The organism is Terriglobia bacterium, from assembly GCA_035712365.1.
In the GTDB taxonomy this organism is placed as follows: Bacteria; Acidobacteriota; Terriglobia; order UBA7540; family UBA7540; genus SCRD01.
Map to the genome: position 1 here is coordinate 1 of DASTAW010000013.1, position 25,593 is coordinate 25,593.

At 57.7% G+C, this 25,593-nt stretch carries 14 protein-coding genes; 4 read left to right on the forward strand and 10 right to left on the reverse strand.

Annotated features, from left to right (window positions below):
• Positions 1-1,142 (forward strand): MFS transporter (locus tag VFQ24_03545; protein ID HET9177410.1); only part of this gene is annotated, 1,142 nt, incomplete at its 5' end.
• A 185-nt stretch (positions 1,143-1,327) separates the two neighbouring features.
• Here the strand turns inward: VFQ24_03545 and VFQ24_03550 are convergent.
• The 10 genes from VFQ24_03550 to VFQ24_03595 all read right to left on the reverse strand — a co-directional run bounded on the left by VFQ24_03550 (position 1,328) and on the right by VFQ24_03595 (position 19,165).
• Positions 1,328-2,599, reverse strand: a complete 1,272-nt coding sequence (locus tag VFQ24_03550) for a PilT/PilU family type 4a pilus ATPase (protein HET9177411.1) — start codon at positions 2,597-2,599, stop codon at positions 1,328-1,330.
• A gap of 147 nt (positions 2,600-2,746) precedes the next feature.
• Positions 2,747-3,313, reverse strand: coding sequence for an FtsX-like permease family protein (locus VFQ24_03555; protein HET9177412.1), 567 nt, complete (start codon positions 3,311-3,313; stop codon positions 2,747-2,749).
• 10 nt (positions 3,314-3,323) lie between these two features.
• A complete protein-coding gene (locus tag VFQ24_03560; protein ID HET9177413.1) occupies positions 3,324-5,135 on the reverse strand; it encodes a hypothetical protein in 1,812 nt (603 codons plus the stop codon).
• Between the two features lie 92 nt (positions 5,136-5,227).
• Positions 5,228-6,055, reverse strand: a complete 828-nt coding sequence (locus tag VFQ24_03565) for a PIG-L deacetylase family protein (GenBank protein ID HET9177414.1) — start codon at positions 6,053-6,055, stop codon at positions 5,228-5,230.
• A 96-nt stretch (positions 6,056-6,151) separates the two neighbouring features.
• Positions 6,152-9,514 (reverse strand): carboxypeptidase regulatory-like domain-containing protein, encoded by a 3,363-nt coding sequence (locus tag VFQ24_03570; protein HET9177415.1) that lies wholly within the window; start codon positions 9,512-9,514, stop codon positions 6,152-6,154.
• A gap of 587 nt (positions 9,515-10,101) precedes the next feature.
• The gene (locus VFQ24_03575; GenBank protein HET9177416.1) at positions 10,102-11,964 is read right to left on the reverse strand and encodes a tetratricopeptide repeat protein; all 1,863 of its coding nucleotides are present in this window, start codon (positions 11,962-11,964) and stop codon (positions 10,102-10,104) included.
• A 67-nt stretch (positions 11,965-12,031) separates the two neighbouring features.
• Positions 12,032-13,765, reverse strand: coding sequence for a CRTAC1 family protein (locus VFQ24_03580; protein ID HET9177417.1), 1,734 nt, complete (start codon positions 13,763-13,765; stop codon positions 12,032-12,034).
• A gap of 55 nt (positions 13,766-13,820) precedes the next feature.
• Positions 13,821-15,149 (reverse strand): DegT/DnrJ/EryC1/StrS family aminotransferase, encoded by a 1,329-nt coding sequence (locus VFQ24_03585; GenBank protein ID HET9177418.1) that lies wholly within the window; start codon positions 15,147-15,149, stop codon positions 13,821-13,823.
• Positions 15,150-15,198: 49 nt separating this feature from the next.
• On the reverse strand, positions 15,199-16,587 hold the full coding sequence (locus VFQ24_03590) for a neutral/alkaline non-lysosomal ceramidase N-terminal domain-containing protein (GenBank protein ID HET9177419.1): 1,389 nt from the start codon (positions 16,585-16,587) through the stop codon (positions 15,199-15,201).
• Between the two features lie 97 nt (positions 16,588-16,684).
• On the reverse strand, positions 16,685-19,165 hold the full coding sequence (locus VFQ24_03595; protein HET9177420.1) for a glycoside hydrolase family 3 C-terminal domain-containing protein: 2,481 nt from the start codon (positions 19,163-19,165) through the stop codon (positions 16,685-16,687).
• A gap of 310 nt (positions 19,166-19,475) precedes the next feature.
• On the opposite strand from VFQ24_03595, the gene VFQ24_03600 reads away from it, so the two are divergent.
• The 3 genes from VFQ24_03600 (at position 19,476) to VFQ24_03610 (ending at position 25,416) form a co-directional block, all read left to right on the forward strand.
• A complete protein-coding gene (locus VFQ24_03600; GenBank protein ID HET9177421.1) occupies positions 19,476-20,651 on the forward strand; it encodes an ROK family transcriptional regulator in 1,176 nt (391 codons plus the stop codon).
• Between the two features lie 245 nt (positions 20,652-20,896).
• Positions 20,897-22,690, forward strand: a complete 1,794-nt coding sequence (locus VFQ24_03605) for a site-specific DNA-methyltransferase (GenBank protein HET9177422.1) — start codon at positions 20,897-20,899, stop codon at positions 22,688-22,690.
• Positions 22,687-25,416, forward strand: coding sequence for a DEAD/DEAH box helicase family protein (locus tag VFQ24_03610; protein ID HET9177423.1), 2,730 nt, complete (start codon positions 22,687-22,689; stop codon positions 25,414-25,416). Before VFQ24_03605 ends, VFQ24_03610 begins: the two co-directional genes overlap by 4 nt.
• Positions 25,417-25,593 lie beyond the last annotated feature (177 nt).

Genomic DNA, 25,593 nt, shown 5'->3' on the forward strand with positions numbered 1-25,593 from the left:
ACGTGACGCTGTACGCGATGGTGCTGGCGTCGCTGATGCGCGATTTGGGACTCGGGAAAGAAGCGGGCGGGCTGCTCGGTTCGCTGACGCTGGTGGCTTCGGCAGTCGGAGGCGTGATTTTCGGATTCGTGGCGGATCGCATTGGGCGGACGCGTTCGCTTTCGACCTCGATTGTGATTTATTCGCTGGCGACGGCGGCGTGCGGATTCGCAAGCTCGGTGGCGGTGCTGGCGGTTTTTCGGGTGATTTTGGGATTAGGGATGGGTGGCGAGTGGACCGCGGGCGCGGCTTTGGTGGCGGAGACGTGGCCGGCGGAGCATCGCGGCAAGGCGCTGGGATTGATGCAGTCCACGTGGGCAATTGGAGGGATGCTCGCGGCGGGCGCGGCCTGGGCGATTTTGCCGCGCTGGGGATGGCGCGGCGTTTTTTTTGTCGGCGTGCTGCCGGCGCTGGTCGCATTTTGGATTCAGCGGCGCGTGCCGGAGCCGGAAATCTGGAAAGAGCGCGGAGATTCCTCCGTAAATGCGCGGCGCGTGCCTGTTCGCGAATTGTGGCGCAAAGACATTCGCTGGAATGGCTTTGTCGCAACAGCGATGAATACGTTCAGCATGATTGGATATTGGGGGCTGTTCACGTGGATTCCGGCGTATTTTTCGCTGCCGGTGGCGCAGGGCGGGCGCGGGCTGAGTGTTTCGAAAACGTATAGCTGGCTGATCATCATCGCTGTGGGACAGTGGTTCGGGTACGTGACGTTCGGATTTGTCGCGGATGTGTGGGGACGGCGGCGAACGTATTTCAGTTATTTGCTGGTGGCGGCGCTGCTGACGCCGATTTACGGATTGCTGCGAAGTCCGTTGTGGCTGCTGGCGATGGGGCCGCTGGTGGCGTTTTTCGGGACGGGATATTTTTCAGGGTTCAGCGCGATTGCGTCGGAATTATTTCCCACGGAGATACGCGCGACGGCGATGGGATTGAGCTACAACATCGGGCGAGGAATTTCGGCGGCGGCTCCGCTGGCGATTGGCGCGCTGGCTGTGCATTATGGATTGGGACGATCGTTCTTGTTGCTGGGCGCGGCATTTTTGGTTGCGGCGCTGCTCACACTGGCGCTGCCGGAGACAAAGGGCAAAGCATTAGAATAGGCATGGTGCTCTGTGATGACTCACCGAAAATGCGGGAAAAAGGATCCGTTGCTCTCACTGCGAGGATCGGGCAAAGAACTGTGGGCCGATGAGCACGCGGATGCTTACGTGCGCCGATTGCGAGACGGCTGGCGTGTGCCGCGGCGAGCCAAGTTGACCCGTTCACAGCAAAAGATGAAAGCCCATTAGCGCTCGATTTCGAGGCCGTCGAGCATGGATTTTTCCGGCGAGCCTGTCGAAGGAGCGGACGCGGCTGGTTTCGTGGCGGGCGCTTTTCGCGCGGCGCCGTTCCGAGAATTCCCTTCCCCTTGAGCTTCTGCAAAATCGGCCATTTGCAGGCGGAAATTGCCGACATTCGTGGCGAATGCGTACGCGGTCTGAAGGTCAATAATTCCGTCGCGCACAATGCGCTCCAATTCCGCGTCGAAATGCTGCATGCCTTCGGTCGAGCCATCGCGCATGGCGTCCACGAGAGATTTGCCTTCGCTCTCGCCGCGTTCAACGTATTCGCGTGTGCGCATGGTGGACTTCAAAATTTCGATGGCGGCGACGCGGCCCTGCCCGCCTTTGCGCGGAAGCAGGCGCTGCGAAATGATGTAGCGAAAACTTTTGGCGAAGCGCATGCGAATCACTTGCTGGTCGGCGAGAGGAAAGACGCCGACGATGCGCTCGATGGTTTTGGAAGCGTCAATGGTGTGCAGCGTGGAAAAAACGAGATGGCCGGTTTCCGCGGCTTCCATGGCGATTTCGATGGTTTCGCGGTCGCGCATTTCGCCGACGAGAATCACTTTGGGCGCCTGGCGGAGAGCGGCGCGAAGAGCGAGGGCGAAGGAAGGCGTGTCGCTGTGAAGTTCGCGCTGATGGATGGTTCCCTTCCCGTGATTGTGAAGGAATTCGATGGGATCCTCGATGGTGAGGATGTGAAACGCCTTTTCCTGATTGATTTTGTTGATGATGGCCGCGAGCGTGGAGGATTTTCCGGAGCCAGTGGGGCCAGTGACGAGCACGATTCCGTTGCGAAGCTCGGCAGTTTCCTGAAGCTGCGGAGGCAGGTTGAGATCGTCGAAATTTGGGATTTTCGAGGGAATCACGCGCATAACGATGGCGCAACTGCCGCGCTGCGTGAAAATGTTCACACGGAAGCGCGAGAGTTTCGGCAGGCTGTAGGAAATGTCGCAGGAGCCGTCCTGACGGAGCCTTTCGACGGCGTAATTATTATTGCCGATCAAATCGGCGGCGATGCGCGCGGTGTCTTCGGGCCGCAGGATTTCCACGCCGGGAATCTGGACGCCGACGAGCTGGCCGTCGGATTCGACCTGGGGCAGTTTGCCGGGCGAAAAGATCAAATCGCTGATGCGCGCGTGCGATTTCAGCATAGCGGAAATAATCGAGGGCGTAGGCATGGGCGGTGGGCCGGATGGTTTAGCGGGCACTGGCGGCAATAGGTCGTTGGGCATGAGTCGAAAGCTCCGATGAATTTGATCTGCTCTGAAAATCGCTGAAGGTGTTCGCGAATGAGCAGTGTAATCCTGCGGCGGCAAGAATCGGACACGCGATACGCGCGGCGTAGCTTATGAATTACTTGGCCGGAGTGACAGCTACGCTCATTCGTGGCGAAGGGCGATCACGGGGTCAACTTTCATGGCGCGGCGCGCGGGAATGTAGCAGGCGAGCAGCGCGACGCCCATCAGAAAGGCAATCACGGACACGAACGTGGGCACGTCAGTGGGCGTTACGCCGAAAAGAAGAGTGGACATGAGGCGCGAGAGCGCTAGAGCCAGTGCCGCGCCAGCGGCGGCTCCGATGGCGGCGAGCCGCGCTCCGTGGCCCATGACCAGCGAGAGTACGTGGCGAGGCTGCGCTCCGAGGGCGACGCGAATGCCGATTTCGTGAGTGCGCTGCGTGACGAGATAGGCCATCACACCGTAAACGCCCACAGCGGCAAGCACGAGAGCCAGTGCGGCGAAGATTCCGAGCAGCCAGGTTTGCAGGCTGGTGTCTTCCATGTTTTCGGCGACGACTTGCTGCATGGTGCGGATGCGGAAAAGCGAAAGCCCGCTATCGAGGTGGACCTTCTGCACGGCGCGTTCCTCCTCCCGGCCGTAGATGGGCCAGTCGGAAAACGGTTTTTTTCGGACGGGCTTGCCTCCGGTGATCGCCAGTTTTCCCATCGTCTGCTCCTTATCTCTCAACGTGGACCACGTTCGAATAGGCCGATTCGCCCGCGTCGTTCACCGTGCGCACGCGATACGTAACAACTGAATCCGCGGGCGCCGAAGCGTCTTCATATTGCGAAGCCGTGGAAGACAGTTTGGCAATGCTCGTCCACGCGCCTTCACCCGTGCGCCGCTCGACGACAACTCCGGAGGGGCTCCCGCCATGGACTTCCCACGCCAGCCTCACGGCACTGCCTGCCACTCTGGCAGTCAGCGAACTGGGTGCCTCCGGCAGAACGGCCCAATCGAAGTAGCTCGCATCCGTAATAGCCATCACACTGTCGCGCACCGGCACCGACTCCAGGGTGTCCGTCGTTCCCGTTTTCCAGTTCAGCGGCCGGATTTCACCTGAGACCACGTCAATCAGCACCGGGTGCTCGATGCCGGAGTTCTCGATGGTCAATGGCGAATAGAGCGGTGGGAAGTTATTGCCGGGCAGGCTGTGGGCCGCCATCCAGTACGCGACAACGGCTTTGCCGCTCTGCGACCGGAACCCATAGGCCAGAAATGGAAAACTCGTCTTGCGCCGCAAGGCGGGGATATCCGGGTTTTCAATTTTGATAGAGGGGTCGAGGCGGGTATCCGAGAAAAGCCAGTTGGTATGTTCGTAGGCGCTGAACACGGGCCGTGGAGTGAAATCCTCCGGCAGATATCTCAGCCCGTGGATCAGGCCGAAATCGTCAAATTCGTTTCCGTCAGTACCCGCCGCAAGCAGCCATACAAAGGTTTTTACGCCGGCCGCAAGGTTGTAAACCATTCCACGCGGCACGTACTTCGACTGCACGGAATCGTCCGAGCCCGTCCATGAAGGGATGGAATTAAATTCGTCATCCCAGAATTGAATGTCAGGCCGGATGCCGGGATAGTGGCGGATCAGGTCCCGGAGTTTGGCCGGCGATTCGTTGCTGTAGGCGCCGTAATCCATGGTCTCCGGATTCATGTTCTGTCCGTAGCCCGGATAGGTGTGATATGCGAACACGTCGATTCCGGAGGCGCACTGGCACACGTCAAGAGCGCGCTTGGCGAAATCGCGGATCGGGTCCGCCTGCCCGCCGTAAATCACTTTGGCATCGGGATCAGCTTCGTGCACAGCGGGAACGAATGCTTTCAGCAACCGGCCGTACTCTTCCGGGTTCCCCCAAGGGTTCCAGTAGCCGATGTCCTGTTCGTTCCATAACGCCCAGTAATGGATGCGCCCGCGGAAATGGCCGACCATCCACTTGACGTACTTTATGAAAGCAGCAATCTGGTCCGGCGTTGTCGGCGCCCAGAACACCGAATAGAGGCTGCGGTCATCGTTATGGAACGTTCCGGGCTCCGGAGTGATGGAATCCGGCAACTTCCCCGCCTGCGCGGTGTACATGGGATTGCCGTACATCAACTGGACCTGGATATCGATGCCGTTGTCCACCAGCCAGTTGACATAATCGTCCAGGCCGGGCGGCGCCGCGTAAACTCCGCGCTTCTGCTCAATCCAGTCCCAACTAGTCAGGTCTGAACTGTTTTCGTATTGCCCAATCCGGATCCATTTGGCCCCGGCGTCCGCCATGCGCGTCCACCACCAGCGGTCCCACGGAAGGTAGGGCTCTCTAGGCAGGTCCGAATTGATTCCAAATCCGTCGTGAATTTGCGATGACCGCCGGGGAGGAATATGCGATGGCGCGCGTGCTTCCTGCGGCCTGGCCGAAAGAGTCGGCGGCAGAATGCTTGCCAGTCCTATCAGGGCGCCAGTGCAACAAAGCACATGCTTAATCGAAAATTTGACATGCGACCGCATCGCGTTCCCCTCCCTCGATTTCGCGACTTTTACACATTTCGCGCTGGTGCAACCGTCCGCCCGATGGCAGGCGCACTACGGCACACCTGGCCCTATTCCTGATTGAATCCCGTAGCCCTCCGGAACTGCTCGACGTAGTGCCCATCTTTCTTCGGCTGCAGCTTTTTCAGTTCCGCTTTTGCGCTGGCCTCGTCTTTGGGGTCCCAGTCCGGACGGTAATGGTGGATTGCAGGTTCGAACTGACTGACGTGCTTCATGGCTCCCTGGAGTTTGAGGTCCATGACGCTGTCAATGTTGACCTCGTAGTTTGTGTCCTGAGGCGCAGTGTAATAGAAGTACATCGACGGCACCTGGTACTGCTGTAGATGCTGCTCCAGAAGCTGGTTCGGAAAATAGAGCCAGAACTCGGCGGCGCGTACTGCATCGATGGTGTTAAGCGCGGCCATGCGGTGGTCGCTTTTGTGCCAGCGCACATACCAGTCTCCCGGGTCGATGCTGAGTAGAACATCAGGACGCACTCGTCGAATGATCGCGGTGGCCTCTTCCGTCAGTTTGGGCTGGGGCGCGTATTCCAACATGCCGTCGTGATAGCCCATCCAGATGATGTTCTCTTGGGGCGTGCCCAGCACAGCTTCCGCCGCCTCTTCTTCGCTCTTCCGAATTCGGGCCAGGCGCTCGGAACTCATCTCCAGGTCATAGCTGCCTTTATCATCGTTTGTGTAAAGCACCACGATCACCTTGTTGTGGTTCTTGTTCAGCAGGGCAATCGTGCCCCCTGCGCCGAACAGTTCGTCATCCGGGTGCGGCGAAAACACCAGGACCGTCTTCCCAGTCATGTCCTCAAGCTTTGTTTCCTGCGCCATAGAGAATACAGGCATGAGGCCAAGGATGAGCACAAGAATCAGCGCGATTCGCATCATGATCTTCCTCTCTGAGCGTGAAACAGGTTGCCGGCCACGGCTTCGTCCGGCCGGCGCGGTTGCCTTCCAGCGGCGCATCAACGCAGCTCTCCCAGATTAGAAAAGAAGCTTCAGTGCGAACTGAATCTCGCGTTGGTTGTCCGGTACCGTGCTGGTGATGCTTGCACCGCCAGGATTGTCCACGGTGGTGTCGGGATTCGCGAAGTTCGGATGGTTGAATATGTTGAACATCTCGGCCCGAAACTGCAGGGTCCACCGCTCACTGAACTTGAAATTCTTCAAGGCCGAGAAATCGAAGCTGACCAGGTCCGGACCACGGAGAACGCCGTTGGCCGTGTTCCCGAATACCCGGGCGAAGTTCTGGCCGGGAGCAATGGGCGGCAGGATAAACACCGCCTGATTGTAGAAACAATCTAAGGTCTGCTTTCCAGGCTGGCTGCAACCCAGCGCCGCCTGGGTCGAAGTGCCAATCGAGAAGTCTTTCGGGTTGCCGATCATATCCGGCCTCGGGCTCGGGGCTCCTGCGTTGGTCTGATCGAACGACAGACCGGGAGTAATAGCCAACCCGCTTTGCGCCGCGACAATCCCACTGACTTCCCATCCCCCCAGGATGGCATCGGAAGCGGTTCCGGCATTCGTCAAGTAGGTCTTTCCGCGGCCAAAAGGTAGATCGTAGAGGTAACTTACGGAAAGCTGATGGGTCCTATCAGAGCCGATCGGCCCGCGGCTTGCCCCTGGATCGTAGATGTTCTGGAAACTTCCGGAGACGTAACCGTCCGATGTGCCCAGGTTCTTGGCATAAGTGTATGCGGTGAGGAGGGACAATCCGTTCGCAAAGCGTTTTTCCAGTTTGGCCTGGAACGAATTGTAGAACATCGACAACTGTGCGTAATCGAGAGGGAGGAGCGAAACGAGGTTCGGCAGAACATTGAAATATCGCCGGCCCATGTTTCCTGTGGGATCAGAGAAATTAGAGTCCCGAGGTTCGGTGGGTGAGTTCAGGTCGCCCGTTTCATGGTTCCACAGGCGGTAACCGCGTGTTGCCACATAACCAACCTGCGCCACCCAGTTCTGGCCAAGTTGATGCTGGACCGTAAAATTCCACTCCATGATTTTGGGCATCCAGCGCTTGGGTCCCTGGACGCGCAGGTTTCCGGCGGGATGCAATGGGTCGGGAAAGATGATTGTCGAAGGAAAGCCGGACGAGACCAATTGGCTGGTTGTAGGAATGCTACCCGCTGAAAAATCATGGCTGGCAAAGTCCAGGAATGGCGGATTCAAGCCCAGGTCATCGAAGATGTTTCCCTGCGGCGAGTAGAACACCCCATAAGCACTCCTCACTACAGTAGTCTTATGGCCGAAGGGGGTCCAGGCAAAGCCAACACGGGGCCCCCAATCGCCATAATCGAAGGCTACACCGGCATGTGGCTCGCTGACCGCGTTGGGCCCGGCGTCCTGGTCATTGACAACGATGGCCCGCTGAAAGTCAAAATTCCCGATGCGCCCGGCGGCCGGCGAGAAAATGGAGTAGCGCAGCCCCAGATTGAGGGTCAAGTCCGGCGTGGCGCGGAAATCATCCTGGACAAATTCGTCGAGGCTCCAGTAGCGGGTCGGGAATCTTCCTTGGAGAGCGTCGCGTTCACTGTGGTTCGGCACTCCCAGCAAAAGGTCGGCCAGCGCGTTTCCGCCATCTCCCGTCAATAAGTCCTGGGTATACGACCCGTCGAATTCAAACCGCCCCTTCGAAGACTGCAACTGGAAGAAATTCCGCTGCATCTTGATATATCTCACCCCAAATTTCAGGGTGTGCTTACCCACCATCTTGGTGAGAACTCCTGACAGATCGGCCATGTTTTCGGCTGCAAATTCGGGCGTCCAGAGCGAATCTCCCAACCCTGTGAAGCCCGAAACGTCGAAAGCCGTCAGCCCTGAAGTTGTGAGGTCGCCCCGGTTAGCTCCGGGAATGCCGAGCTGCTCAGATAGATTATTGCCGTACTGCAGCGGGTTGGCCTTCACCAGATATCGTTCCCAGGCTCCCGTCACAACCGCAAGCATGGTGGGGCTGAAGGTATGGGTCCACCCAATTGCCGCATTCTGCGCTTTATTGGTGCCATCACTTGGGCAGCAATCCGTTCCGCCGAGATCACCCAGTGGACCCGGCGTGTGCGCCCGGACGTCATCAAACGTGTAGTGTCCAAAAAACTGGTCCTGCGCGCGCCATGGAAAATCGACTTTGATGTCAGTGGAATCTTCGTCCTGAGTGTACTTGGGGTTCAAAAGATAATTGTTCACAACGCCCGGCCGGTTCGGGAGCGGGTAAAGGTTCACGACATTTTGCGCGACAGAATTGATGCGGCCCGCAGGAATTACAAACGGATCGGCAGGGTTGAGAAGAGCGCGAGCGCCGGTATTCGGGTCTGTGGTATACGGGTCAAACAGCGGCGTGCCCATTTCGGAAAAGTCACCGGTGCGCTCCAGCGGGGTCGGGACCGTGGAGAGATACGTTTGCCCCTGGCGGATGCGCGTTCCCTGATAATCCCCAAAAATAAAAAGTTTGTCCCTGATGATGGGACCGCCCGCGGAGCCTCCGAACTGGTTCCGGCGAAATGCGGGGCGCGTATCGTCAAAAAAGTTTCGAGCATCGAGTTTGTCGTTTCGAACGAATTCCCAAAAGTTACCATGGAGCTGGTTGGTTCCGGATTTGAGCACGATATTAACAGCGGCGCCGCCCCGTCCGAACTCGGCGCTCATGGCGTTTTCTTCTGTCCGGAATTCCTGGATTGCATCCGGTGGCGGTAAGGCCACCACACCGCCAAGACCCCATTCATTGTTGTCTACGCCATCCATCAGGAAATTGTTCTGCGAGGCCGAAATCCCATTGACGGTGAGCCCTTCATTGGCCCGTACGTCCTCGAAAACTCCCCCGCCGACATTGGCCCCGGGTGGGGCCATGTTGGCGCCCGGGCCCAGATACGCCAGGGCAATAAAGTTCCGGCCATTGAGCGGCAGGTCAACGATGCGGCGCGCGGTTTCAATAGTGCCCAGGGATGAACTCTGACTTTGAACCAGCGGTGGGGCCGCTGAAACCTCCACGCTTTGGGTTACTTGCCCGATTTCCAAAGTTGCGTCAACGCGTGTTGTCTGGTTCACACTGACGGAGACATTGCTATGGAGGGTCCGCTTGAACCCCGACTTTTCGAAAGCGACCGTGTACTGGCCGATGGGGAGATTGGTGGCAAGAAAATTTCCCGAGCTGTCGCTTGTGAGCCGCGTTGTCTGCTGGGTACCAATATTGACGATGGTCACCGCTGCGTCGGGGACGACTGCTCCACTCGAATCCGTCACCGTCCCGGCAACACCGCCTCTGTCAACTTGCGCCTCCACGGTTGCGACTCCCCAAAAGACCATACATGCCACGATGACAACACATTTCGCTGCCTGCATGATGCACCTTTGCATTGCCAGTGCCTCCAGTTTCTTGAGATTCAGAAGCTGTTTTCAGCTCGATGCCGTAGCGGATCCGCCATTTTTCCGCGGTCCCGGTACAGCAAGGAGACCACTATCTGGCCATTTCTGAATCCCCAGGGTAGTTCACGTTAATGAAATGCGAAAAAGACATCCTCCCGGCATGCTGACGATGAAATCGAACCATCAGGGCTCGTGACCCAAACCCTGATGTTCCCTCTGTTCCGCCAGTCATTCCGCAGGTGAGGTCGAGTATAATTGGCGGCCCAGCCTTCAGTCAATCATTAATTTTCTTGAGAATTAATGGCAGCAGCCGCCGGGGAAATTGGATCAGGCCAGGCCAGCCAGAATATCAAGCAGCCATATAAACAGCAACATACGGGCCGTCGCGCTTCTCGGCCCACTGCCAGGAAGCCAATAACCGACCCAGGACACGGCGCACCCTTCGTGACTGGCGGTACTTTTCCTGCGATCAAGGTTGGAAAGGTCAGTTCACATCAGAAAAATTTACTGGCTGCGGCAGGCGGGAGTTGTTCTAAGGGGAGAATTAAGACGGGCGAAATCGCCACGCGCCTCACGATTTACTTACCAGGTCTGGCTGTCTCCACGATGAGAAACTTCTTGATTTCACTTTGATGATGCGACATCTCGGAGCGTTCTTCCTGCGATAAAAGGGAGTATTGAGCAAGTTCTTGCCCGGCCATCTTCAGCTTCCCTGTTTTCCGGTAGACTTGGCCAAGCTGGTAGTGGCTTATTGCGGAGTCAGGATCGATCCTGATCGCTTCCAGAAACTGGGAGATCGCATTTCCAAAGTCATTGCGGGACGCATAGATCTGCCCCAACTCAAGATGCGCAAGGGCGTAATCGGGCTTCAGACTTATCGCACGCTTCAAGTATTCTTCGGCAGCGGCCAGGCCGGCGGGCTTGCCCATCCCTTCGCCAGATTGAAAAATGCTGACGCCGCAGTAATAGAGAGCTTCGGCGCTCGATGGGTGGGCCTCAGCGAGTTGGCGCAAGCGCCCGCTGATCTTTTGGTATCCGCCGGGTGTGAGAAAAGAAGACAGCGTATTCCATGCCGCAATTGCAGCCGGGGCAGAAGGGCTGATTTCAATCGCATCCAGAAAAGCCTGCTCCGCCTCCGGGTACTGGTGCAACCCGTAATGGGCATAACCCAGACCCACCTTCTCGCGGAGAGTGCCGGGAAACTTTGTGTCGGCCACTTCGAATGCATCGAGTGCGGGCCGAAATGCGTAATGCGACAGGTATTCCATTCCGAGGTCGAAGTAGTATTCTTCGCTCGCCGGATTGAGGTCCACGGCCCGCCGCAAATCTCGCGCGGCCTGAACGTAATTCCCGCTTTGCTCTTCCACCGAACCTAGCAGATTATAGAGCGCGGCCGAAGGCTTATGCTGCAGGGCGGATTGAATCACGCTAATGGCCTCCTGGGAGTTGCCCATTTGCTGGCAGGAAAGCGCCAGATTGTACGCCGCCGCCTCATTGGCGGGGTCCGCCTGCAAGGTGGCCCTGAACTCGGGTATGGCCTGCTTGAACGATCCTGCGGAGGCGAACATCGTACCTAGAGCGAAATGCTGCTGAGCGGAGAACCCTGCAGGAGGAGGTGGAAGCGCACGAATCTCATTTGGGTCCCTGCTTTTGACCGCCGCGCGGACCCAGGATGAATAGATTTCGATTTCTCCAGGATCGAAGTGGTATGCACGGGAATAATCCCGGGCCGCCGCAGGCCAGTTTTGCAGGTCCTCTTCCGTTGACCCTGAAAGAGCATAATATTTCGTAGCGAATTCGGGCTGGGCAGGGGCGGGCATCTTCGCGAGGACCTCTCGAGCCTCCCTCGGTCGCTTCAGATCGCGCAAAGCCAGGGCATACTCATAGCCGGCCCGGAAGTTACCGGGGTTCGAACTCCACGCAGTTTTTAACATTTCCGCCGCTTGTGCGGGTTGATTGGATCCAAGAAGAATCGTGCCGAGCCCCAGCAAGGCCCTGAAATTGTCTTGCTCGCGGTCAAGCGCCAACTTGAAAAGCCGCGCCGCCTCGTCTGACTTTCCCAACTGGAAATACAGCACGCCCAGATCGGCATAGCCCAGAGCGCGTTTGGGAGCCAATTGAATCACTTTTTGAAAGCTGGCTTCGGCCTTATTAGCGTGTCCTATTGAACTCTCGGCAAGCCCCTGCAAGTCGTACAGTTGCCAGTCGGAAGGGTTCTTATCCAGCCCCGCGCGGATTGCCGCAAGCGCCTGATCCACCTGATGGCTTTTCAGCAGATTTACCGCCTGAGTGTATTCGGCGGAATTCGGACTGTTGGGAACCGCCGCCGATGGCATACGCGTTTGTCCCAAGGCCACGGGAACGATCAGGAAAACCAGCATGGCATGACGGTAAAGCCACTTATGGGACAGAAAAATGACGATCAGGCAATTCCAAAACATACCAGAGGATTGACCACTCTCCAGGAACTTACAAATTCTGCATCGTGACGCCGCACCTTCATCAAAATTACCACGGTTCCTGCGCCACTATGCCTTTGCCTTCCTCGATGGTCACCAGTCGATTGGCCGGCACGCGCTCCAGAACCTGTGTGCTTCCGCTCAACCAGCGCACCTCCATGCGCGCCGAGCGCACGTTCGGTCCCAGGCCGAAGTGCAATCGCAGATCATTCTGCGAACAGAAGCTGCCGCCGCTTCTGACCTCCTGCATTGCCCGCTGCGCTCCAGCGATTACAGTTACTCGTGAACCGATGGCGGATTTATTGGTTTTCGTCCCGACGAGCCTGATGAGCAGCCACGAATTCGACGAAGGCCGCTGGTTGCGAAGCAAAGACGGCCGGTCGTTGATGTTGTTCACCACCAGGTCGAGCTGTCCGGTGTGGAACAGGTCGCCAACGGCCAGCCCCCGGCCACAGCGCGATTCTGAAAACGCGGGCCCGGATTCTGCAGAGATGTCTTCGAATCGTCCGTTACCCAGATTGCGGAAAAGAAGATTTTTGCCGCTTTCGGACGCCATGGGATGATGGCTGTTCACGCCAGGAGGATAAATCGGGCCCGTAACAATCACGATGTCCTGGCTGCCGTCGTTGTCAAAATCCAAAAATGCCGTTCCCCATTTCACATTCTGCACGGCCCCCGCAAGCCCTGCTTGGACCGTAACGTCTGTGAAGAATCCCTGCCCATCATTGTGGAAAAGGGCAGGGGGTTCGTCCGAGAAATTTGTTTTCAGAATATCGAGCCTTCCATCACCGTCGTAGTCGCCTACGTCAACGCCCATGCCGGCCTGGGTATGGCCATTGCTGTTAAATGCCACACCAGCCAGAAGGCCAATCTCTGAAAAGGCGCCGTCGTGATTGTTTTGGTAAAGCAGGCTGGGAGTGGAATCGTCCGCCACATAAATATCGGGCCAACCGTCGTTATCAAAGTCGGCCACCAGCGGTGTAAACCCATAGGTGGGGCGCGTCTTCAGGATTCCTGCCTTCTCCGATACGTCCGTAAAAGTACCGTCGCCGTTGTTGCGGTAGAGGGTGTTGAAAGTCCCCTTCAAGCCCGCGACGCCATACAGAACGGGCGATTGAGTGCCCTCAAGATTCGGATTGCTGCCATACAAGGTGAGCCCGTATTGGTAGTCGACGTAATGAGAAACGAACAGGTCGAGACTGCCGTCACGGTCGTAGTCGAGAAAGGCGGCGCCTGAATTCCATGCCGGCGGCGACGCATTGAGGCCCGCGCCGCGCGTGACGTCTGTGAACGTTCCGTCATGGTTGTTGTGGTAAAGAAGATTGTGGCCGTACTGGGTGACAAACAAATCCGGGAACCCGTCATTGTCGTAATCGCCAACGCACACTCCCTGGCTCCAGCCGTGGGATGTGAGACCCGCCTTCAGGGTCACATCCGTAAAGGTCCCGTCGCGATTATTTCGGTAGAGATGATTGGTGGGAGCTTCGCCCTCGTGAAAACCGTGTAGTCCCCAGCAATTCAGCAGGAAGATGTCCAGCCAGCCGTCGTTGTCATAGTCAATCAGCGCCACGCCGCCGCCCGTGGTAGCCAAAAGGAAATCATTTGATGGGTCGCCTTGCAGCACGGTCCTGGCGGTCAGCCCGGCGCGACCGGCAACATCGACATAGTGAGGAAAGGCTGCGCCCTGAGCAGACGCCGCAGGAAACTGTGGCCACAGGCGCTTCCTTGCCAGGCAGGAGACGGACGCCGCGCCCAAAAGTTGAAGCACCTGCCTTCTATTCATTTGGGCTCCCAATCCTCGCCGGTGCACAAAGACCCGCCCTCATGGCGCGCGGTTCTCAGCCTGCGGTGCTTTGCATTGATGCCTGGTGGGGCATGCCCAGCACCTTTTCAAATGCAAAAATAATTTCGTCTTCGTCCTGGGCGGTCAGGCAGGAAGGGATGGCGATGATAATGCTGCGTTCGAAGAGATCATCTGCCGACGGGCAGGTTCTGCGTTCATAACTCGGGTGCGAGGCCGCGTTTTCAGCCAGGTCCCACGGGAATCCACGGCCGTCAACGCTGGCGCGTTCCAGCAGGCTGGTATTGTTGCTGTAGAGGTGCAGCCCCCAGTCGGTCATAACAAGATTCGACATCCCCTGCGGGTAAGTAGCGATGCCTTCCGCCCGCAGCGCCGCGCAGACTGCCTGCGCCGTTCGAGCGTCTGGGTAGGTTGTAATCAGGAAGCAACCTGTGTCTCCTGCGGGGTCCACAATCTTCCGCAACTGCACCTGGGGAAACTTTTCCAGGGCTTCCCGGATGCGGTACTTGCTCCTGTGCATCGACTCAATGACGCGCGGAAGCTTGCGCAGTTGAACGCGCAGAATAGCCGCCCTGATTTCATCCATGCGGTAGCCGCGTCCCCACAGGCGGGCCGAGGGGTCGTTCTGAAGCAAGCGCCCGCGCGCTTCCCGCGGATAGCCCACATCCTGCGCGGCCACAGCCCGCCGATAAAGCTGTTCGTCGCGGGTTACAACGCAGCCGCCTTCACCGCTGGTCATGTTTTTGTTGAGCTGGAAGCTATAGATTCCCATGTCGCCAAACGTTCCCACCGGCTGGCCGCCCACGCGGCCTCCACAGCATTGCGCGCAATCCTCCAGCAGGAAGAGATTGTGCGCGCGGGCCACCTTGCGGATTTCCGTGATATTGATCGGAGCTCCGCTCATATGGACTGCAATAATTCCCGCCGTGCGCGGCGTAATCTGCTTTTCCACCGCACCCGGATTCAGCCCAAAGGTTTCGTCAATATCCGCCAGCACGGGGATCGCTCCGTGGTTGACCACCGCAGCAATCACAGCAACCCACATATAGGCAGGAATAATGACCTCCTGCCCCGGCCCCACTCCGAGCGCCGACAGGGCGACGTGCAGCGCCCCGGTGCCGCTGCTGACCGCCACCGCATAAGGCACGCCGAGAAAGGCGGCAAATTCCTCCTCAAATTTTTCCGCCTCGCGCTGCGGGTCAAGTCCGTAGTAACGGTAAGGCGAGCGGCTCTTCAGCACGCGGACGACGGCGTCCACTTCCTCCTGGTCATAATGTTGCGCGCCGGGAAATTCCAGCGGCAACGGCCCACTGCGCGCAGGCTTTCCAGCCTCAAGGGCGCTCTTTTCGTCTTTGGGTTCGCCCATAAATCCCTCCTTCAACGCGATGGGCCACGGCCAATCGTGTACGCCCGCTTCATTTCCAGTCCTCTTTGGGCGCGTCCTTCACCCATCCTAACATCTTATACAGGGTGACGACGGCGTGGTCCACCATGCGTTCGCCTGCTCCAACCTCTGCCCACGTGGTCGCGTTGGCGGCTCCGTAACCTCCTTCAACCGCCGCTTGAATGGTGGGGAAATATCCGGCATAGCCGTTCGCATACCCGAGGAAGAAGCAATCGTGCAATCTGCACCGCTGGCGCCAGTTCATCTGGAATTCCACAAACGGCTCACCCGGCACGCCCATCATGGCGATTTTCCGGTCAATCAGCACCGTGGTTACGGGCAGATGCAGGGTCTCTTCGATGGGCGGCGCATAAATCTTGAAAGCTTCCGGGCTGATTTCATGCACCACCTCCTCCCGGAATTTTTCTTTTTCCCAACGCAATCGGATCGGCAGCGGGTCTTCCGCAAAATCAATGCTGGCGTCAGGGTCTGCGGCAGTCTGAATTTTTTGCGCCACCTCTGCCGCGGCCTTGCCAAGGGTTTCTCCCGCCCAATCCCGTCTTCCAATCACATCCTCGGTCACCGGGGTCCCGGCATCGTAAACGTTGATGTCTCCCGGAGCGCCCTGCATGAAAAAAACGAGAGGCTTGCCGCCAAACGCCTTCTCCACCGTTTTGCACATCACGCCCGGAAAGTCGGCTGAAAATCGCATATTATCGGAGCCGAAAGTGACCGGGTGGCAGGCGTAATTCACCAGGACGGCCAGCGGCTGCCCGTCCATGTAGTCGATGCGCAACACCGAGATGGTGGGGTCCACCGGCCAGGTTGGGACGCGCGCCGAGTTGTTCCACACCATCGTCACCGTACCGTCGGGGTTAAGCCGACGGCGATTGTAGCCAATGTAAGCCTTTCCGTAGCCCGTTCCCAATCGGACAGGTACGGCATGGTCGTGCGCGTCGTGGATGGCCTGTCCGATCTTTTCGAGTGCCGCCGTCTCCCAAGCCGGGGTTCCGGACGGGTAAACATCCATCACTACCGGGCCGGCATGCGTGTGCGTAGCCTGGACTATCAGGCTGCTGATGCCGCTCGATTGGTTTGCAGCCTCGCGCAGGCGTTCAATCGATGCCGGTCCAAACGTCCTCCCCAAGTCGAGGTCAACATACGCCAGGCGCTGCTCGCCGGCCTCCAAGACCAGAACCCGGGCGTAGAGCGGATCAATGACACCCTCGGCGCCTTTCAAGCGATTAAAATAGCCCCACATCTGTACGCCCGCGGGCGGCGTGATGTCCACCCGCGCCACTCCCGCTTTCATCACGGCGGCTTTGCCCGGCGGGCAGAAGAGCAACAATACAAGAGCTGACAGAAGAAAATCGCGGCAGAGAAACCAGCGCCGTTCACCCATCATTACTTTTCCCTTCATTGTGGCCGCCGGGAACCATCCTGGGGTAGATCATTTCTGAGCATCGCGCGCTTCCAAACCCATACTCCGCGCTGAACTTCTCCGTGGCTCTGGCTGTCTATTCATATCCCGCCAGGCCGCCCGAGCCCTTCACTTCCAATGTTCCTGTCAAGCTGATGTCGTCTGATGATTTCCCCGCCATGATGTCAAACGTCCCCGGCACTACCACCCAATGGTTATCCCGGTCCAGCAGTTGCAGGTCTTCCGGCCCCAGCGTAAACGTCGCGGTTTTTTTCTGCCCCGGTTCCAGCGCCACTCGCTCAAACCCGTGCAACTGCTTCACCGGCGTAGCCACCGGAGTGTAACGCTCGTGGAGATAAAGCTGGACCGTTTCCACGCCCGCGCGTTTGCCCGTGTTCTCCACATCCACCGTCACATGCGTCTCGCCGTGGTTGTAAATCTGCGGCGGGTCGATGCGCAGGTTGCTGTATTGAAACTGCGTGTAGCTCAATCCATAGCCGAAGGGGTAGAGCGGCGTTCCGGGCATATCCACATATCCCCTCTGGTGTTCCGCCCAACCCCGGCCGATCCAATAAGCCTTCGAGGGTTTATAGTCGTAATAGGCCGGCAACTGCCCCACGCTGCGCGGGATGGTGATGGCCAGCCGCCCGCTCGGATTGACATCGCCAAAAAGCACGTCGGCCACCGCTTCCCCACCCGACTCGCCCGGGTTCCATGCCTCCACAATCGCCGGCAGATGCTCCGCCTCCCAGCGCACCGAGAGCGGCCGGCCGTTGATCATCACCAGAATCGTGGGCGTGCCCGTCGCGGCCACCGCCCTCACCAGGTCTTCCTGCACGCCGGTCAAGTCCAGGGTGGCCACGTCATATCCCTCGCCGTCGGTCGGTGAAGCCGTATTATGGCCGCCTTTCCGCCGCGCCTGCTCCCCCACCACTACAATCGCCACACCGGCCTTCTTGGCAGCCTCGACGGCCGCCGCGATTCCGCTTTTGTCCTGGTCGTTCACGGCGCATCCTTTGGCGTAAAGCACCTGCGTAGCCGGTGATACTTTGGCCTTGACCGCCTCCAGGATCGACGCCATATGCTGAAGGATCACCTGGGCCGAGTAATCGCCCACCATGTTGACGGCGTCGTCCGCGTTCGGGCCGATCACCGCAATCGACTTCAAGTCTTTCTTCAGCGGCAGCAGGTTGTTTTCGTTCTTCAGCAGAACGATGCCCTCGCGCGCCGTCCGCAGCGCCAGTTGCTGATGTTCCTTGGAATGCATCACCCGCTGGGCCTGCGCCAGGTCCACATAAGGGTGCTCGAACAGCCCCAGCCGAAACTTCACCTCCAGCACACGTCTCAGCGCCCGGTCAACCAGCGCGATCGGCACCTTTCCCTCTTCCACGTTTTCAATCAGCGGGCCCATGTACGCCGGTTCGTAAGTGATGTTCACATCGACGCCGGCCTTCAGCGCCAGCGCGCCGGCTTGCTTCTGCGTCGGAACGATGTGCTCATAGATCAGCGTTTCGAAGCCTCCACCTTCACTCACCTCGATTCCGCTAAACCCCAATTCGTGCCGCAGAATCGTGTCGTTCCATTTCACCGAAGAGTGTTCGGGCTCGTCTTCGATCTCCGGATACCCCGCCATCACGCCCAGCGCTCCCGCCCGGAAGGCAGCAATCCAGGGCAGCAGATAGTTCTCGCGCAGGTTGCGTTCTGAGAGTTCGATGGCGCCGCGTTCCAGGCCGCTGGCCGGCTCGCTCTGCGTGGGGAAATCAGTCATCAGCGCGATGGTCTTGTCGGGCGCGTCAATGTTAGGGCCTTGCGCGCCGCGCACAATGTTCTCGGCAATGCGGGAATACAGGTAGGGGTCTTCGGTGTAGGCTTCCTCGTTGCGCCCCATCCGCGGGTCACGATCAAGCTCCAGCACCAGCGTGGAAAGCACGTGGATCCCTACCGCGCGCGACTCCTGCGCCGCTGCCGCATAGATCGCCTTCACCAGCGGCATGTCAAACGTGCTGCCGATGGCAAGCCCTTCCGGAAAAACCGTCGCCCCGGAGAACATCCCGCCGTGCGTCCCTTCCTCATCCTCCAGCAGCGGGACCTTCAGGCGGGTCTGGGTAAGCGCGATCTTCTGCAGTCCGTTAAAATACTCCACCTGCTGCTTGACGCCCTCGTGCAAAATCGTATCGGCAAGCGTGAAGTAGCCGCAGGCCGGGCCGATCTCGCTGGTGTAAGTCCCGGCAGCGAACTTTCGGCACGCGATCATCTTCTCCGGGATCGTCTTGCCGAGTTCATCCACATAAACGCACGGCAGATTTAGTTGGCCGACTTTCTCCTTCAAGGTCATGCGGCCCATCAAGTCGTCCACCCGGCGCTCGATCGGCTGTTTGGGATCGAGATAGACCGGAACTCCGGCGGCGGGCGACTGCCCATCGAGCGGCGCCCGGGCGGGCAGGGCGAACCCGAGAACAACCAACAACAGGCCCAGCAATGTTACGGTCCCCGCCGCACTCTTCCGACGGCCCTTGCCGGTAAGGTCCGAAAAGGCAGCAGTCACCTTGCACAATAGGTTGCGATTCAAATCGGCCATGTACTTTCCTCTGAACGAACCGGACGGGCGCGGAGAAATGCCTCCTGAAGAACTTGCCTGAGTGCTGGAAGCTGGTGGACTTCACTTGCAGGGGTTTCTTAACACCCCCGCCCGCACGTTCTGTAAGAGATTTTCCTCCTGAATACAGTTGCGAGAGATCGGCCACGGTTATACAACGCAATGGGGCGCGATGTCAACGCGCTTATTTCTCTCAAGAACTAACTGCTTTTTCCGAATTCTCCTCGTGATATGATTCTTGCGCTTTAGACCCGATATCCGGGACGAGGACGACCTACGAAAGAAGCCTGAGATGAAGAGAAAGGACCTGTTAGCCGTTCTGGAAGCGATTCATTCCCAAGGGGAAGCTTCCCGGAAAGGCCTGGCAGACCAAATCGGGTTTGCTCCGAGTTATATCGGCACGCTGGTGGCGGAGCTGCGCCGCCGCGGCCTGGTGGAAGAGGGCGGTCGCTCTCCCTCCCGGGCTGGCCGAAGGCGAATCTTGCTGCACGTTGTTTCTGACCTGGCGCACGTCATCGGAATTCGGATCGGACGGGCAAATACCCGAATCGTCGTCACCGATCTCCGGGGGAAGGTCCTAAGCCTGAAGAAATTGCCAACCGAAATCCGGAAAGGGGAGCAGCATGTCTTCGATCTGATTGAGCGCGAAATCGGATCAGCAGTGGAAGCTGACCGCTTGATCAAAGGGATTGGCATTGGCGTGTCGGGGGTTATCGACCGCCAGTCCGGGACGGTGCTTTTCTGGCCCAAGGTTCCGGGCTGGAACAACGTGCCGCTCAGGCGGAAGATCCAGACGAAATACGGTCTTCCGGTAGTCGTCGAGGACAGCGTACGCACCATGGCGCTGACTGAAAAGAAATTCGGCCAGGCAAAAAAGTACAGCAACTTTGCCTACGTCGTCGTCTCGATGGGACTCGGGGCGGCTATCTACATCGATGACCGGCTTTACATTGGAGCAAACGATTTGGCCGGGGAGCTTGGCCATACGACCATCGACGAGCGTGGTGACATCTGTTCCTGCGGAAACCGAGGCTGCCTGGAGGTTTATGCCTCCGGCTGGGCCATTATCAACCGCGTCAAGGGCGGACTACAGCAGGGGGTCCACTCCAGCCTCGCGCCGCTGATGGAAAATCAGCCTGAGATGGTTTCCATCGAGGCCATTGTGAATGCCGCCAGACTCCGCGATCAGTTTGCGCACACGGTCCTTTGGGAAGCCGGCGTTCATCTGGGGACCGCTGTTGCCACCATCGTTAACCTTCTGAATCCTGAAGCGATTGTGCTGGGAGGAGAAGTCCCGCGCGCGGCAAAGGGGCTGATGTTGAAGCCGCTGTTTCATTCATTCCGCGGCCGGGCATTCCACCGCTCGATAAGAAATCTGAAGGTGACGGTTTCACGCCTGGGCGGAGAATCGGGCGCCGTGGGCGCGGCCCTCATGGTGGCGGAAAAGCTTCTCCCAGGTTTTCTCTGATGGCGGCGACAGCCTCGCTGCGCCCGATCCCTGCGGCGGCCTCGAACAGCTTTCGTTCCATCGGGCGCTGATCGATGAGCATTTACGCGCGAAATCCTCATTCGGCGCGGCGCACGGCAGCGCCAAAAACACGACTACGGAAGAGCTTTTCACGATCCAATGGCGCGTGGAGTGATAGAAATGTTTAGGGCCAGATGCAGAATGAGGCTGGGAGCACAGACCGCTTGGATGGATAACTGATGCCCATGGAGAAACGGCAAAAGCTGGAGTTGACGTGGATTGGGAAGGAGGACCGGCCGCGGCTGGAGCCGCGAGTCCTGCTGGAAGACCCGGCCCAGTCCTACCACGCGGCCACGCGCGTAACCGATCACGACATCTTCGATAATCGGCTGATTTTCGGAGACAACCTGCTGGCGTTGAAGGCGCTGGAGCCCGAGTTTGCGGGGCAGGTGAAGTGCATCTACATAGACCCACCCTACAACACCGGGAACGCTTTTGAGAATTACGATGATTCGGTCGAGCACTCTGTATGGCTCGGGCTTATGCGGGACCGCCTCGAAGTACTGCGGAATCTTCTCCGACCGAACGGTTTCATTTGTTGCCACATTGATGACTCAGAGGGGCAATACCTCAAGGTCCTGATGGATGAGGTTTTCGGACGGGCTAACTACCTGACAACCTTTTACATCCAGGTCCGTTATCCCGAAAAGACTCTCAAACAGGATATGGCCTTTCACAAGGAAATTGAGCAGATTCACATATATCGACGAGATTACGGAGCGGTCCCCAACCTTAACGCCGCTGATGCATCGTACGAAAAGTTCCGATATTACATCCGCGAAAAACATGGGGGACGGCCGCTTGAATTGGGCGGCAAGGACGTGACGTTGTTCCGGCCAGACGAATATGAAATCACTGAGGGGGAAGGAACCGAGAACGGTCTTAAGGAGATTTGGGCGACTGGGACGATCCTTGATGGTAATTCGTCTGGCCGCTTTTTTCGGGACTATCTCGCGGGAAGGTCAACGATCGATGGGCTTGGCGCATTGTATAAGGTTACGGGCATTGGGGATGACAAATTTGGTTTTCGCTATTTCACGGGTCCTCGAAGGGCTGGTGCCACTAAGGGAAAATACTTCCAGGGTGTTCCACTTAACCAGCTAGAGAATCCCGATGTCCAGAGCTTGTCCCCGATCGAGAACTTCTATGATCTTGCAGGCTCGTTCGGGAATTGTCGGCACGAAGGTGGAGTTGAGTTCAGAAGTGGGAAGAAACCCGAGAAGTTGTTGGAAATAATCATCCGGCATTTCTCAAGCCCGGGCGATTGGATCTTGGACTCGTTCGCAGGCTCGGGCACAACGGGAGCTGTTGCCCATAAAATGCGACGTAAGTGGGTGATGGTTGAGCTTCGTGAACACTGCGACAGCCACATTGTACCGAGGATGACTAGCATCATCAACGGGACGGATTTGACAGGTGTCACGGAGACTGTTGGCTGGAAAGGCGGTGGTGGTTTCCGGTACTACCGGATTGCGCCTTCGCTGCTGGAAAAGGACAGGTTCGGGAACTGGGTCATCAGCAAACAATTCAACGCAGCCATGCTGGCCGAAGCGATGTGCAAGCTGGAAGGCTTCACGTATGCTCCCAGCGAAACGGAATACTGGATGCATGGGCATTCCACAGAGCGCGATTTCATTTACGTTACCACCCAAACGCTCACGCGCGAACAGCTTCAAAAGCTCAGCGAGGATGTGGGGGAGAGCCGGTCGCTGCTGGTTTGCTGCTCCGCTTTTCGCGCTCGCGATCTCTCACAGTTTCCCAACCTCACGGTGAAGAAGATTCCCAAAATGGTGTTGAACCGCTGCGAATGGGGCAAGGACGACTACAGCCTAGAAATCGAGAACCTGCCAGCGCCCCCGCCGGAAACATTCGTTGAGCCAGCAGCCAGCGCAAAACCCAGGAACGGGAGGAAGTCCAGCAGCAATGGCTCGCTGGACCTGTCTGAGGCAGTGGCGGAAACGGAGGGCGGCGGCAAATGAATCCAGTCGTAAACGCCATATCCAACCGCTTGAGCCTCCGGGCGCCGCAGCGGGAATCCCTGAATATTCTCGACCGGGTGTGCGAGTTGCTGGCACTCGATCGGGCACCGAGCGATTCTGACCCGGACCTCACTCAAGCCCTGGAAGCGATCAAGGGTGAATTCCCGACGGTGACGGACTTTGAGCGCGATTTCCCGTCAATCTGCTTCGCGCTGGCAACGGGCGTCGGCAAGACCCGGCTGATGGGGGCGTTTATCGCCTACCTGCGCCGGATGAAGGCGAGCCGGCATTTCTTTGTGCTGGCTCCCAATCTGACGATCTATAACAAGCTGATTGCGGACTTCACTCCGAACACTCCCAAGTACGTGTTTGATGGCATCGCCGAATTCGCCACCAACCACCCGGAAATCATCACCGGCGATAACTACGAGAGTGGCCGTGGCGTTCGCGCTGAAGACTCGGTGCAGGCCCGGCTGTTTGACACCAGCCCGATTCACGTGAATATTTTCAACATTTCAAAAATCAACAGCGAGGTCCGCGGCGGCAAGCCTCCCCGAATCAAACGCCTGAGCGAATACATCGGCGAAAGCTACTTCGACTATCTGGCCGGACTTAAGGACCTGGTGCTGCTGATGGATGAATCGCACCGCTACCGGGCGTCTGCAGGCGTGCGGGCCATCAACGAATTGAAACCAATCCTGGGACTGGAACTGACCGCGACGCCCCAGGTTGAGACGGGCGGACATACCGAGCCTTTTAAGAACATCATCTACAGCTATCCGCTCTCTAGCGCCATGAATGATGGCTATGTTAAAGAACCTGCCGTGGCAACGCGAGAGAACTCCAACATCAACAACTACAGCGAAGAATCGCTGGAAAAGCTGAAGCTTGAAGATGGCATCCGCATTCACGAGAACACGAAGACCGAGCTCGACGTATATGCACGGAACAGCGACAGGCCGATTGTGAAGCCCTTCGTGCTGATTGTGGCGAAGGATACCGGCCATGCCGATCAATTGCGCGGAGTGATTGAATCGGATGATTTCTTCGGAGGGAGCTACAAAGGCAAGGTCATTACGGTCCACTCCAACCTGAGAGGGGAAGAAAAGGACGAGACGGTGCAGCAGTTGCTGTCCGTTGAAGACCGGGACAACCCCACGGAGATTGTGATCCACGTCAACATGCTGAAAGAGGGCTGGGATGTGACTAATCTCTATACGATTGTGCCGCTGCGCGCCGCAAACTCGAAAACGCTGGTGGAGCAGTCGATTGGCCGTGGTCTGCGGCTACCCTACGGCAGGCGGGTGGGCGTCCCGGCAGTGGACCGGCTCACCATTGTTTCCCATGACAAGTTTCAGGAGATCATAGATGAAGCAAATAGGCCGGACTCGATTATCCGGACGGGAGTGGTTATCGGGCGCGACATCCCCGATCAGCAGACAAAAGCAGTGCAGGTAGCGCCACTCGTCATGACGGCAGTTGCACCCGGTTTGACTTCGCCGGAGGTCGTGGCTGAGCAGAAGCCGCTCTTCAACACCAGGCGGGAACAAGAGGTCGCGCAGGCTACCCTGATGGCGATTCGGCCAATGGAGCGGTTGGCCCAGTCGGCTGATTTGAAGTCTCCCGAAAATATAGAAAAGCTGGTGGAGCGCGTGAAAACAGCAACAACGGCGGCTCAAGGAGTCTTGGAGGGAACTGCGGAGCCTATAAACGTCAAAGAAGTTGTCACCAAGGCAGTGGAATTGTATATAGAAAAATCCATCGACATTCCTCGAATCGTAGTTGTGCCAAAAGGCGAAGTGACCGCCGGATACCGCGACTTCCAGCTTGATCTGAAGGGAGTTCAGCTTCAGCCCGTAGCCAAGGATATTCTAATTGCCCATCTGCGCGATCACTCGCAGCATCGGCTGATAAGCGGCGACGGTATCGCACCGGAAGCGCGCTTGGAGGACTACCTGGTCAGTGGACTGATGGACTTTGACGATATCAGCTACGACGATCAATCAGAGCTTCTCTATAATCTGGCCGGACAGGTGGTTGAACATCTTAAATCCTATCTGGCCAGCGAGGAAGATGTGACCAATGTGCTTCAGTATCACCGGGACCAACTGGTGGAACTGATTCACTCACAGATGCAGGAGCATTATGAGGAGCAGTCCACCGAATACGAGGTCCACGTCAGCCGTGGGTTCACGACGCTGCGCCCCAATAACTATTCCATGCCCGCTGGCGAGACGCCTCGAAACTTCCGGGTTCCAGTTGATGACAAGCTCCTGATCCGGGGAATGCTGTTTGGCGGGTTTAACAAATGTCTTTACCCTGCGCAGCGCTTCCAGTCCGATTCTGAGCGCAGGTTCTCTGTGATCCTGGAAAACGAAAATCAGGTGATGAAATGGTTTAAGCCCGGCAAAGGCGATTTCCAGATTCACTACAAACGGGACGCCGCATACGAGCCCTACGAGCCGGATTTCGTTGTGGAAACGAATAAAGCCAAACTGATCTGCGAACCGAAGGCTTCCAAAGACATGAAAGATGGAGCAGTGCTGGCGAAGGCCGACGCGGCAGCACTCTGGTGTGAGCACGCGACTGACTACGCTAAAGCCATTGATGGCAAGCCGTGGTCATACCTGCTGATTCCGCACGATACCATCAACGAGGCAGTGACGCTTGATGGACTAGTCGCAAGCTGTACCTATCAGGCAAGAAAACCTGTCCCGGCCAAGTAGCTGCCCAAAGCCTAAAACAGTCACGCTGTAGCTGAGCTAGTGTTGCGTGATATAAATAGATTGACTTATATCATTTCTTGACTTAAAGTGCTCGATGATGTCGCGTCGAGCGCCCACGATTGTGCTAAGTTCCGAAGAGCGAATGACCTTAGAGAGCATGGTCCGTTCTGCTTCCGC